Genomic DNA, 11,950 nt, shown 5'->3' on the forward strand with positions numbered 1-11,950 from the left:
GCCACTAGTAGAGGAGGAAGAGTTGAGCACCATATTCACGAATGCGGAATCCGAATCGGATACTCCGGCGCGAAAACCGCGGCGCGCCCGGTTCAGTGGTAACGGCCGAAATCACCCGCTGAACATCGTGTTGGTGGCCCCGCCCTATTTCGATGTCCCCCCGGCCGGTTACGGCGGCGTCGAAGCCGTGGTCGCCGAACTGGCCGACACCCTGATCGCACGCGGCCACCGGGTGACGCTCCTGGGCGCCGGAAAGCCCGGTACCGAGGCGGAATTCGTCCCGGTCTGGGAGAGCACGCAGGCCGAGCGGCTGGGCGACCCCTTCCCGGAAGTGGTCAATGCGCTCAAGGTGCGGCGCGTAGTGGAAAAACTGGCCCGCTCCCGGCATATCGATATCATCCACGACCATACTTTCGCCGGCCCGTTGAACGCCCCCGCCTACGAGGCACTGGGCATTCCGACCGCGGTCACCGTGCACGGGCCGGTCGACAACGATATGTGGGAGTACTACGGCGCCCTGGACGAACACACCCGTCTCGTCGCGATCAGCGACCGGCAGCGTGAACTGGCGCCGAGTTTCAACTGGATCGGCCGGGTGCACAATGCGCTGCGACCCAGCGAATGGCCCTTCCGGACCGAGAAGCAGGACTATGCGCTGTTCCTCGGCCGCTACGCCTCCTACAAGGGCCCCCACCTCGCATTGCGCGCCGCGCACGAGGCCGGGATCAAGCTGGTCCTCGCCGGTAAGTGCAACGAACCGCCCGAGAAGGCGTTCTTCGCCCAGGAGATCGAGCCGCTGCTCACCGATACCGACCACGTCTTCGGGGAAGCCGACGCGGTCGCCAAACGGGAACTGCTGGCGGGCGCGCGCTGCCTGCTGTTCCCGATCCGCTGGGAAGAGCCGTTCGGCATCGTGATGATCGAGGCCATGGCCTGCGGCACCCCGGTGGTGGCGTTGCGCGGCGGCGCGGTCGAGGAAGTGATCGAGCACGGGGTCACCGGCTTCATCTGCGATCATCCCGACGAACTGCCCGCGGCGATCGCGCGGGCCGGCGAACTGGATCCGCACGCGTGCCGACGGCGTGTCGAGGATTATTTCGGCGTGGATCAGCTGGGTGCCGGGTACGAGACGGCCTATTACCGCATACTCGATGCGTGGGACGAAGCCCACAGCAGCGCCCAGGCATTGTCCGCCGTCGGTACGCGTCGCACTGCGGTACCCGAGATACGCGCCGACGCCGGCACGACACCGGTATGGAGTAGGGCATGAACGCACCGCCGAGGATTCTCAACTCCGGCCAACCCGCCGCCATCAATGGCGGCGGGGGGACCGTGACCCTGGTCGAGGCGAGCACCTTCTGCTTGTCCGACCCCCTCGGCGATATCCATTCCGGCACCTCGCAGGGCCTGTTCTACCGGGACTCCCGGGTGATCTCCAGATGGGAGCTCCGTTTGGACGGGCAACCGGCCGAACACCTGACGGTGCTCACCCCGGAAGCCTTCAAGGGCCGCTTCATCCTGCGCAAACCCCCGCGCGCCGGTGTCGCCGACAGCACTGTGCTGGTGGTGCGCCGGCGGCTCATCGGCAACGGGCTCAAGGAAACCATCACCGTGCGCAACCTCGGGCACGAGGACACGGCGATGACCATCACCCTGTTCGTCGATTCCGATTTCGCGGATCTGTTCGCGGTCAAGGAGGGCCGTAACCACGGCGGCGGCGCCGAGCACAATGCCGTCGACGGCGATCTACACCTGACCGACCATGCCGAGCCCGGACGCGGCCTGACCATCAGCGCCACCGCCGGGGCGGTCATGCTGCCCGGCACCATCACCTGGCAGGTGGTGGTGCCGGCCCGCGGGCGCTGGGATACCGAGATCCTGGCCCATCCGGTCATATCGCACCGCCGGGTGCCGATGGCGTTCGGGGACGACGAGGACAGCCCGATCAGCCGGTTGAAGGCATGGCGGGCCACCGCCACCGACCTCACCGCCACCGATCCGGCCCTGTCGGAGGTGCTACAGCGCACCGAGAGCGATCTGGGCGCGCTGCGTATCGACGGCAGCACCGACGGCGCTCCGGCCTATGTGGCCGCGGGCGCCCCGTGGTTCATGGCCCTGTTCGGCCGGGACAGTCTGCTCACGTCGTGGATGGCGCTGCCGCTGGACTCCGCGCTCGCCGTCGGTACCCTGCGCCGGCTGGCGGATCTACAGGGTACGAAGGTCAACCCGATCACCGAGGAGGAGCCGGGGCGCATCATGCACGAGATGCGGCACGGCCCGGCCAGCGGCCAGGTACTCGGCGGGACCGTCTACTACGGTTCGGTGGACGCGACACCGCTGTTCGTGATGCTGCTCGCCGAATGCTGGCGCTGGGGCGCGGGGGACCAAGTGGTCCGCGAACTGCTACCGGCCGCCGACGCGGCCCTGGCCTGGATCGATGAATACGGCGACGCCGACGGCGACGGATTCGTCGAATACCGCCGTAAAACCGATCGCGGCCTGAGCAATCAGGGCTGGAAGGACAGTTTCGACGCGATCAACGACGCCTCCGGCCACCTGGCCGAACCGTCCATCGCATTGTGCGAGGTCCAGGGCTATGTGTACGCGGCCCGTCTGGCCCGTGCCCAGCTCGCCGATCATTTCGGCGATACCGGCACCGCCGCCCGGCTGCGCGAGCAGGCCGAGAACCTCAAGGACCGGTTCGACGAGGCGTTCTGGGTCGCCAAGAACGGCTGGTACGCCGTGGCCCTGGACGGCCAGAAGAACCAGGTCGACGCGCTGACCAGCAATGCCGCCCAATGCCTGTGGTCCGGCATCGTATCCGACGAGCGTGCCGCCGAACTCATCGAACGGCTGGCCGATGGGTGTATGGACAGCGGTTTCGGCCTGCGCACCCTCGCGGCGGGAATGGGCGCCTACAACCCGATGAGCTATCACAACGGTTCGGTGTGGCCGCACGACACCGCGCTCGCGGTCGCCGGGCTGCTCCGGTACCGGCATATCGCCGGCGCCTCGGACCTGGCCGAGCGCCTCACCACGGGCCTGCTCGACGCGGCCATCGACTTCGGCGGCAGGCTGCCGGAGCTGTTCTGCGGATTCGCCCGGACCGAGTTCCGCTCGCCGGTCCCCTACCCCACCTCCTGCTCCCCGCAGGCGTGGGCGAGCGCGGCGCCGCTGCTGCTGGTGCGCTCCTTCCTCGGGCTCTCGCCGTGTGTACCGCATCGTGTCCTGCGGGTGACCCCGCAGTTGCCCCGGGAATGGGGGAAGGTGGGCCTGACTGACCTGAGACTGGGTTCTGCCACGGTCAGCATCCACGCCGAGGGCTCCACCATGCACGTCCACGGGCTGCCCGACGACTGGCAACTCGTCACCGAATAGCAATCACGCGGTGTGTCTACATCGCGAACAGGTGCCGGGACGATATCTTGGGTGGTTGAGTTGATCATGGCCCCTTAGGATGGACGTCTGTCCACCAGTCGTCCGTAAGGGGTGGAACCATGAATATCGTTGCCCGGCACCTTTTTCTAGCGATCGCGATCGCACTCTCGCTGGCCGTCGCCCCCGCCGGGGCGAACGCCATGACGATCGATCCACCCGGCCCCGCGCCCGTGGCCTCGACAACTCCCGCCGACGGCGCTCTGGTCGGAATCGCCCATCCGGTTACCGTCCGGTTCTCCGGCGCGGTCACCGACCGGGCCCGCGCCGAGCAGTCGCTGTCGGTGACCGCCGGCGATCCACTGCCCGGCACCTATACCTGGCGCGGTGACCGGGAACTGACCTGGACACCCACCGGATATCTGCCGGCGAACAGCACGCTCACCGTGAATTTCGGCGACCGCCGTACCCAGTTCCAGACCAACGGCGGGGTGATCGCGGACGCGAACATGTCCACCCACACCTTCACCGTCAGCATGGGCGGCGTAATGGTGCGGATCATGCCCGCGTCCATGGGCAAACCCGGTTACGAGACACCCACCGGCACCTATCCGGTGCTGGAGAAGTTCCGCAACATCATCTTCGATTCGCGGACCATCGGTATCCCCCTGGATTCTGCGGAGGGCTACCTGATCGACGGAGAATGGGCCGAGCGGCTCACCTGGGGTGGTGTCTTCGTCCACTCCGCGCCCTGGTCGGTCGATCAGCAGGGCAATTCCAATGTGAGTCATGGCTGTATCAATCTGGCTCCCGGCGACGCCTCGTGGTACTACGAGAACGTCGGTATCGGTGATCCGGTGAACATCCACTGGTGATCGGGCCACCGGGCGCGCCTGCCGCGCCCGGTGCCCGCCCCGCGCTGCGGTCCGGTCGCCGAGCCACTAGAACAATGAAGAGCGATCGCGCGTCGTGAACCGATGAAGGGGGCCGCGCCATGGATCGACCGCCGTCGGGTCCCGCCGACGGGGAACGGTATCCCCGGGATCGCACCGGCCCACCCCGGGAGCGGGACCCGCGCACGCCACCCGGACCCGGATACACGAATCAGGACCCGTCTCGCCGTGGCCACCCGGCCCCCTCCGGGCAGCGGAACCCGTACCCGGCACCCGCGTCCCGCGACGCCGACCCGGACCGGTATGCCGGCCTCTACCGGCCGCATTACGGCGATTCGGCGGCACCGGCCGATTCGATGCCCACCGAACCCATACCGGTGCTCCGGCTGCCGGGATGGGACAGCGGTAACGCCCGCTACGAGGGCTCCTGGTCGGACTGGGTCGCCCGGTCGAGCGCCGACCCGGCCGAACCCGAGGCCACGGCGGTGGATCCCGGTGTGGTTCCGCCTCCCGCCGATACCGCACCACCGCCCGCGGCCAACCCGGCCACCGAGTCCCCCGCCGCAGCCGAGGCCGAGCCGGTAGCGCCCCCCGCGGACACCTCCCCCGCAGGCGCCCGAGAACGCCTGCGCCGGCGGTTGACCCCACCCGACCACACCACTCCGGCGCCCGTCCTCGCGACGGCCCCCACGTCCGGCCGGAGCCGCGTAGCTCCGGTGCTGCTGGGAGTCGCGGGGGTCGCGGCCCTCGGCGCGGCCGCGTATGTACAGTTCGCGATCGTCGGCGGGGACGAACAGCGCGCCCCCGCCGCGGCGGCGCCCAGCGCCACGGCGCCCGCCGCCCCCGGCGCCGACCCGCACTGCGTGGCCGAACGGGTCGGTAACACCGTGCAGGGCAACGAACCGGGTGGCACCGATTCGGGGCCGTCGGCCATCTTCGGGTTCCAGCACGCCTACTACGTCGCCCGGTCCGGGGAGCAGGCCCGCGCGCTGGTCGCGGGAGACGCCGCCGTCCCGGCGGCCGCCGATATCCAGCGCGGTATAGACACCATCCCGGAGGGAACCACCTACTGCGTCCGGATCGCTCCTGGCGCGTTCGTCGGCCAGTACACCGTCACCGTCACCGAGTACCGGCCCGGCTCGGCACCGCTGGGATACAACCCGCAACTGGTCACGACGATGCGAATCGGTGACCGGACCTTGATCACCGGTATCGGCCCCATGCCCTGAGTGCCACGATTCGGCCCGGATCGGCGAACGAGGTGGTCCGGCGCGCTCGCGAAGCGCAGACTCGGGGGATGGACGCCATCGGTACGGCCCGGGTGCCGGATCATCCGACAGTACTGGCCGCCCTGTCCCTCGCCCGGCGGGCGCCGTCGGTGCACAATACGCAACCGTGGCGCTGGGTGTTCGACGGTCACCGGCTGCATCTGCACCGCGACACCAGCCGGCAGCTGTTCTCGGCAGATCCGCAGGGCAGACAACTGACCATCAGCTGCGGAGCCATCCTCGACCACACCAGGACCGCGTTCGCGGCGGCCGGCTGGGATACCGAGGTGATCCGGCTGCCCGATACGGCGCCCGACCACCTCGCCACCATCGATTTCGCGCCCGCCGCCGAGGTCTCCGATACCGTCCGGGCCCGTGCCACGGCCATCGAGCAACGCTACACCGACCGGCTGCCGATGCTGCCACCCCGCGACTGGGACCGGGTGGAACCGGCCCTGTACGCGGCGGCCGATGCCCGCGGGGCCCGGATCGAGGTACTCGGCGACTCCGCCCGGCTCCGCCTGGCCGCCGCCTCGGCGCAATCGGCGGCGCTGCGCGAATACGACCCGCAGTACCTGAACGAACTGCACTGGTGGGCGGGTAACACCTCCCCCGCCGACGGGGTGCCGATCTCCGCGCTGGTCTCGGCGGCGGAAGCTGCGCAGGTCGGGGTGGGCCGGGCCTTTCCCACCGCGCCGCCCTCGCTGCGGCGCGGGGAACTGACCGACGCATCGCGACTACTGGTGCTCGGTTCGGACACCGACGGCTCCCTGGATTGGCTGCGAATTGGGGAAGCACTGTCCGCGGTACTGCTCGACTGCACGGCCGCCGGGCTGGCGACCTGCCCGCTGACCCATATCACCGAAGTCCCGGTGAGCCGGCGCGCCATCGCGGCCCTGCTTCCCGAGCCCGCGATTCCGCAAGTCGTGGTCCGGGTGGGCATCGCGCCCACCTCGGCGGCTCAACCCCCGACCCCGCGACGTACCGTCGCCGATTTTCTGGAACTGCATCGCACCGCCTGACCGGTGCGCACCTTACCTACCGTTCAGGTACACCGGCAGCCGGTGATGACTGGAGATGAAACTCGGCACCACTCCCAGTTCCGCGGGCGCCACGGCGAGTTCCATCTTCGGGAAGCGCTCGAAGACGGCCGGTAGCGCGACCACCGCCTCCAGCCGGGCCAGCGGCGCGCCCAGACAGTGATGGGCACCGTACCCGAAGGCCAGATGCTTCTTCACCGTGCGGGCCGGGTCGAACTCGTCCGCAGTGTCCCCGTAGATGTTCGGATCCCGATTCGCCCCCGCATAACCGGCGAGGATCGCCTCGCCCTTCGCGATCTCGACACCACCGAGCACGAGATCCTCGACCGCATAGCGCAGCGGCACATGCGCTACCGGCGCCTCGAACCGAAGCGCCTCCTCCACCAGATCCGCCCAGGACACCCTGCCCTCGGCCAGATCGGCCCGTTGCCCCGGGCGTGTCAGCAGCAGATACATCGCCTGGTCGAGCAGGTTCACCGTGGTCTCGTGCCCGGCGCTGATCACCAGTAGCAAGGTATCGACGAGTTCCTGTTCGGTGAGCGAGGACTCGACGTCGGCGCTGTCGACTATCAGCAGGCTGGTCATATCGTCGCCCGGGTTCTCCCGGCGATAGGCCACCAGACGGAAGAGTAGCGCCTGCATCTCGGCGAAGTTCTGCTGAGACTTCGCCGGGGACAGAGTGGTGTCGAAGATACGGTCCACACAGTTGCGCAGTGGCGCCTTCAATTCGTTCGGCACCCCCATCAGTTCGCTGATCACTCGGATGGGCAGCGGATAGGCCAGTCCGTCTCGGAGGTCGGCGCTCTCACCGTCCGGCGTCGCGGCCAGCGTATCGAGCAACTCCTCGGTGATCGCTTCGATGCGGGGACGCAACGCCATCGTGCGCCGCTGGGTGAATGCCGGGGCAACGAGTTTGCGCAGCCGGCGGTGTTCGGGGCCGTAAGCGGTGAACATGTTGTTCACCGCGACCCAGGGCAGCAGCGGCCACTCGGCCGAGATCTCGCCGCTCTGGAACGCCGGCCAGTGCGCCCGGGGGTCCTTCGATACCTGCGGTCCGGATAGAATCTTCTCGAGGATGGTCGCGTCGGTGACCGACCAGGCACGCACGCCGCCCGGGAGCTCCACCAGAATCACCGGCCCCTGTTCCCGGAGCCGGGAGATCTCGCCCTGGATATCCGAGCCGCCGGGGTCCAGGACGACGGGGTCGATACGGTGCTGCATCGGGTACTCCTTTTCGACTCGGCGAACTACTGCATGCCGGCCACAGTGATCGGCGGGCTCTTGGGGAAGGTGACCGGAAGCGATACCAGCGACCGGTTGAACGGACCGGGTCGCCAGCGCAACTCCTCGGGAGGTACCGCCAATTCCAGCTCCGGAAGTGCGTCCAGCAGTTGATCGATCGCGTCCTGCACGATAAGCAGGGCCCCCGGGCGTATGGGACAGGCGTGCGGTCCGGCGCCGAACGCCAGATGCGCCCGGTTGTCGGTGAAATCGCCGGTGCGGATGGCCGGATCGTTGTTGCAGCCGGTCATGCTGATCAACACCGGTTGATGTGCGGGCAACCATACGTCCCCGATGAGGATCGGTTGCCGCGGATAGCTGATGCAGTAGTTGGCCATCGGCGGATCGTTGAACAGCACCTCGTCCAGCGCATCCCGGGTGGACAGGCTTCCGTCCAGGACATTGGCCGCGAACCGCTCGTCGGTCAGCATCAGCAACAGCGTGTTCACGATCAGATTCTGTGTCGGCTCGATTCCCGCGCCGTAGAGCGTCACGAGCTGGTGGATCATTTCCTCGTCGGCCAGATTCGCCGAGTGCTCCACCAGCCAGCTGGTCACATCGGCGCCCGGTTCGGCCCGTTTGAGGCGGGTCAGTTCCAGAAACGCCTCGGACAGCATCTGGCTGCCCGCCGCGGCATCGACCGTATCGAACATGGCCGCCATCCCGGTCGCCGCGCGGTGCCCGAGTTCGGGCGAACAGCCGATCAATTCGTTGAGGGTGGCGAAGATCAGCGGGAGTGCGAACTGGCTGATCACATCGCAGTGACCGTCCGCGCAGAACGAGTTGATCAGCGGGATCGCATTGGCTTCCACGGTCTGGTGCAGCCGGTGCAGGTCGATCTTGTTCAAGGCCGACGCGGCCGCCGACCGATATCGCACATGGTCACGACCGGCACTGCGGAGAGGGTTGGGCCGCCACTCCATCATCGGCCGGATCGGTGAGTCGGCCGGAATATTACGTTCCCACATCCGCGGATCGGCGGGGAAATGTTCCGGGTCGTTCAGGATTCGCAGGGCTGTGTGATAGCCGATCACCAGGGTGGCGGGCACTCCCGGGGCCAGCTCCACCGGAGCCAGCGACCCGAAACTCTGTCGCATTTCCCGGTACACCCGGTGTGGATCGGCAGCGTACTCGGCAGAGTACAAGGGGACACGTGGGCCGTCGAAATCTATCGGCGCTACGGTCGACAGAGGTTCGCTCTCGATATTCAACGTCTGCTGGTTCCTGCGGCTGTAGTCTGCGGCCGGCCGTCCGGCCGCGGGGCTGAATTCGCGACTCTACCCGAGCCTCGCACAGGCGAAAGGGTTTTCGCAGCCCGAACGATGATTCGACCCGACCCAAGACCGTAACCCCCTGCCCGACAGGCACATCGGCTCGTCTACCGCCACGGTTGCGCCGTGGCCCGGGTCCGGCCGAGGCGGAATTACCGGAGCACCCGGGCGGGGACCACGGTCGGCGGCTCAACCTATCCGAATCGGCGGACTCTCGGGAAAGGTGACCGGCAGCGATACCAGCGCGCGATGGAACGGCCCGGGCCGCCAGCGCAACTCCGTACGTGGCACCGCAAGCCGCATTTCCGGCACCGCGTCCAGCAGTTGATCAATGGCATCCTGAACCACCAGCAAAGCCACCGACCGGGCCGGACAGCTGTGCGGGCCCGCGCTGAAGGCCAGATGGGACCGGTTGAGGGCCGGCCCATCGGCTTTGATGGCGGGATCGTTGTTGCACGCGGTCATCCCGATCAATACCGGCTGGTGTGCCGGCAACCAGATCCCGTCGATCAGTATCGGCTGCCGCGGATAGCTGACGCAGTAGTTGGACAGCGGCGGATCGTTGAACAGCACCTCGTCGAGGGCGTCACGGGTGGAGAGACTGCCGTCCAGCACATTGGCGGCGAACCGCTCATCGGTCAGCATCAGCAGCAGCGTATTCGCGATCAGGTTCTGCGGCGGCTCGGTACCCGCGCCGTAGAGCAGCGCCAGCTGCTGCCGGGTCTCCTCGTCACTCAACTGCACCGGATGCCGGACCAGCCGGGTGGTGATGTCGTCACCGGGCTTGATCCGTTTGAGCCGGGCCAGTTCCAGCAGCGCGTCGGCCTGGGTGGCATTACCTTCGGCCGCGTCCACCGTATCGAACATGGCCGCCAGGCCGCGGGCCGCGCGGTGCCCGAGTTCGGGCGGGCAGCCGAGCATGGCGTTGAGGGTGGCGAAGATCAGCGGGGAGGCGTACTGCCCGACCACATCGCAGTAGCCGTCGGCACAGAAGGAGTTGATCAGCGTGACCGCGATCTGCTCGATGGTGGTGCGCAATTCGTGCATATCGATCTCGCCGATGGCCGAGACCGCGGCCGATCGGTAGCGGATCCGTTCCTGACCGACGGTGCGCAGCGGATTGGGCCGGTATTCCATCATGGGCAATACCGGGCAGTCTTCAGGTATGCCGCGCTGCCATACCCGAGGGTCGGCGGGAAAGTGCTCGGGATCGTTGAGGATTCGCAGGGCGGTGTGATAGCCGATCACCAGGGTGGCCGGGACACCCGGGGCCAGCTCCACCGGAGCCAGCGACCCGAAGCGCTGCCGCATCTCCCGGTACACCTTGTGCGGATCAGCGGCGAACTCCTCCGAGTACAGGGGAACGTAGGGGCCGATGGGATCTACCGGAGAGCCGTGGATCACCAGGCGTGGATCGGAAACGCGGTCCTGCTCATGTTGTGCTGTGGTCAAGACATCACACTCCGAGGTTCATATGAATCGGCGAATAGTGCGTTCTCGCAGACCTATCCGCCGACCCATACATTCCGCTCAGCGACGTCCGCGACGAGCCATCAGCATGAAGTTGTAGTAACCGGAACCATTTACGCTACCGGGTTCAGCCCAGGTACACGGGCAATTCCTGGTGACCGTTGGAAACGAAGCTGACCACCGGCTTCAATTCGCCGACCTCGACGGCCAACCGGATATCCGGGAACCGCCGGAACAGCGCGGGCAGCGCCAGCTCGCCCTCCATCCGGGCCAGGGGCGCACCGATGCAATGGTGCGCACCGTGCCCGAAGGACACATGATCCTTGACCACCCGGGTCACGTCGAAGATATCGGCGGTGGCACCGTGGATCTTGGGGTCACGGCCGGCCGCGGCGTAGGAGGCCAGGATCGCCTCGCCCTTGCCGATCCGCAGCCCCTCGATCTCGATGTCCTCCACCGCGTACCGCAGCGGCAGATGCGCCACCGGCGCCTGGTAGCGCAGTGTCTCCTCGACCACTTCCGACCAGCTCACCTCACCCGCCAGCGCGGCCGCGCGCTGCTCGGGATGGGTGAGCAACGCGACGATGGCCTGGTCGAGCAGGTTGACCGTCGTCTCGTGGCCGGCATTGATGACCAGCATCAGGGTTTCGACGATCTGCTTCTCGGTGAGCTGCGAACCGTCCTCGTCGCGGCTGCTGATCATCACGCTGGTGATGTCGTCGCCGGGGTTGTCGCGCCGATAGGCGACCAGTTCGGTCACCAGACCGTACATCTCGACGAAATTGGCCTGCGCCCCGGCCTGATCGATCGTGGTGTCGAAGTACCGGTCCACACAGACCCGCAGGCCCGCACCGAGGGATTCCGGAACGCCCAGCAGTTCGGTGATCACCTGGATCGGCACCGGGTAGGCGTAGCCCTCGCGCAGGTCGACGACCTGACCCGCGGGTACGGTGGCCAGCCGGTCCAGCAGATCGGCGACGAGCGCTTCCACCCGTGGGCGCAGCGCGGCGGTCCGCCGATGAGTGAAGGCCGGGGACACCAGCCGGCGCAGCCGGCGATGATCGGCCCCGTAGGTGGTGAACATGTTCTCCACCGCGATCCACGGCAGCAGCGGCCAGTCCTCGGTGATCTCACCGTTCACGAACGCCGTCCAGTGCTGGCGCGGATCCTTGGACACCCGCGGATCGGCCAGCAGGCTCTTCAGGACCGCCGCGTCGGTGACCGACCACGCGGGCACATTACCCGGCAACTCGATCAGCGCGGCGGGACCCTGGGCACGCAACCTCGCCGCTTCCCCTTGGGTATCGGCACCGGCCATATCCAGGACGATGGGTTGGCGTTCCAACGACTGA

Annotated in this window: 9 protein-coding genes; 5 read left to right on the forward strand and 4 right to left on the reverse strand. The window is 67.6% G+C overall.

All coding sequences use genetic code 11. The features are described from left to right. The first annotated feature begins 22 nt into the window (after positions 1 to 22). The 5 genes from ACQPYS_RS19065 (at position 23) to ACQPYS_RS19085 (ending at position 6,558) form a co-directional block, all read left to right on the forward strand. A complete protein-coding gene (locus ACQPYS_RS19065; protein ID WP_433490373.1) occupies positions 23 to 1,270 on the forward strand; it encodes a glycosyltransferase family 4 protein in 1,248 nt (415 codons plus the stop codon). Further along, the gene (locus tag ACQPYS_RS19070; protein ID WP_063038832.1) at positions 1,267 to 3,378 is read left to right on the forward strand and encodes an amylo-alpha-1,6-glucosidase; all 2,112 of its coding nucleotides are present in this window, start codon (positions 1,267 to 1,269) and stop codon (positions 3,376 to 3,378) included. The genes ACQPYS_RS19065 and ACQPYS_RS19070 overlap by 4 nt, the downstream gene beginning before the upstream one ends. A 119-nt stretch (positions 3,379 to 3,497) precedes the next feature. Then, positions 3,498 to 4,250, forward strand: a complete 753-nt coding sequence (locus ACQPYS_RS19075; protein WP_433490374.1) for a L,D-transpeptidase — start codon at positions 3,498 to 3,500, stop codon at positions 4,248 to 4,250. 119 nt (positions 4,251 to 4,369) lie between these two features. Further along, a complete protein-coding gene (locus tag ACQPYS_RS19080; RefSeq protein WP_433490375.1) occupies positions 4,370 to 5,497 on the forward strand; it encodes a hypothetical protein in 1,128 nt (375 codons plus the stop codon). 68 nt (positions 5,498 to 5,565) lie between these two features. After that, complete coding sequence (locus ACQPYS_RS19085; RefSeq protein WP_433490376.1) at positions 5,566 to 6,558, forward strand: Acg family FMN-binding oxidoreductase; 993 nt, start codon at positions 5,566 to 5,568, stop codon at positions 6,556 to 6,558. Positions 6,559 to 6,570: 12 nt separating this feature from the next. Here the strand turns inward: ACQPYS_RS19085 and ACQPYS_RS19090 are convergent, their stop codons facing one another. From ACQPYS_RS19090 to ACQPYS_RS19105, 4 genes are all read right to left on the reverse strand, one after another. Then, complete coding sequence (locus ACQPYS_RS19090; protein WP_433490377.1) at positions 6,571 to 7,797, reverse strand: cytochrome P450 family protein; 1,227 nt, start codon at positions 7,795 to 7,797, stop codon at positions 6,571 to 6,573. Between the two features lie 26 nt (positions 7,798 to 7,823). Then, entirely contained in the window at positions 7,824 to 8,954 is a 1,131-nt protein-coding gene (locus tag ACQPYS_RS19095; protein ID WP_307718775.1) for a cytochrome P450, read from the reverse strand. A gap of 363 nt (positions 8,955 to 9,317) precedes the next feature. Beyond that, complete coding sequence (locus tag ACQPYS_RS19100) at positions 9,318 to 10,580, reverse strand: cytochrome P450 (protein ID WP_431940301.1); 1,263 nt, start codon at positions 10,578 to 10,580, stop codon at positions 9,318 to 9,320. A 145-nt stretch (positions 10,581 to 10,725) separates the two neighbouring features. After that, entirely contained in the window at positions 10,726 to 11,943 is a 1,218-nt protein-coding gene (locus ACQPYS_RS19105; protein ID WP_431940302.1) for a cytochrome P450 family protein, read from the reverse strand. Positions 11,944 to 11,950: the final 7 nt, after the last annotated feature.

Origin of the sequence: Nocardia grenadensis (assembly GCF_050942415.1) — a bacterium.
GTDB classification, from domain to species: domain Bacteria; phylum Actinomycetota; class Actinomycetes; order Mycobacteriales; family Mycobacteriaceae; genus Nocardia; species Nocardia grenadensis.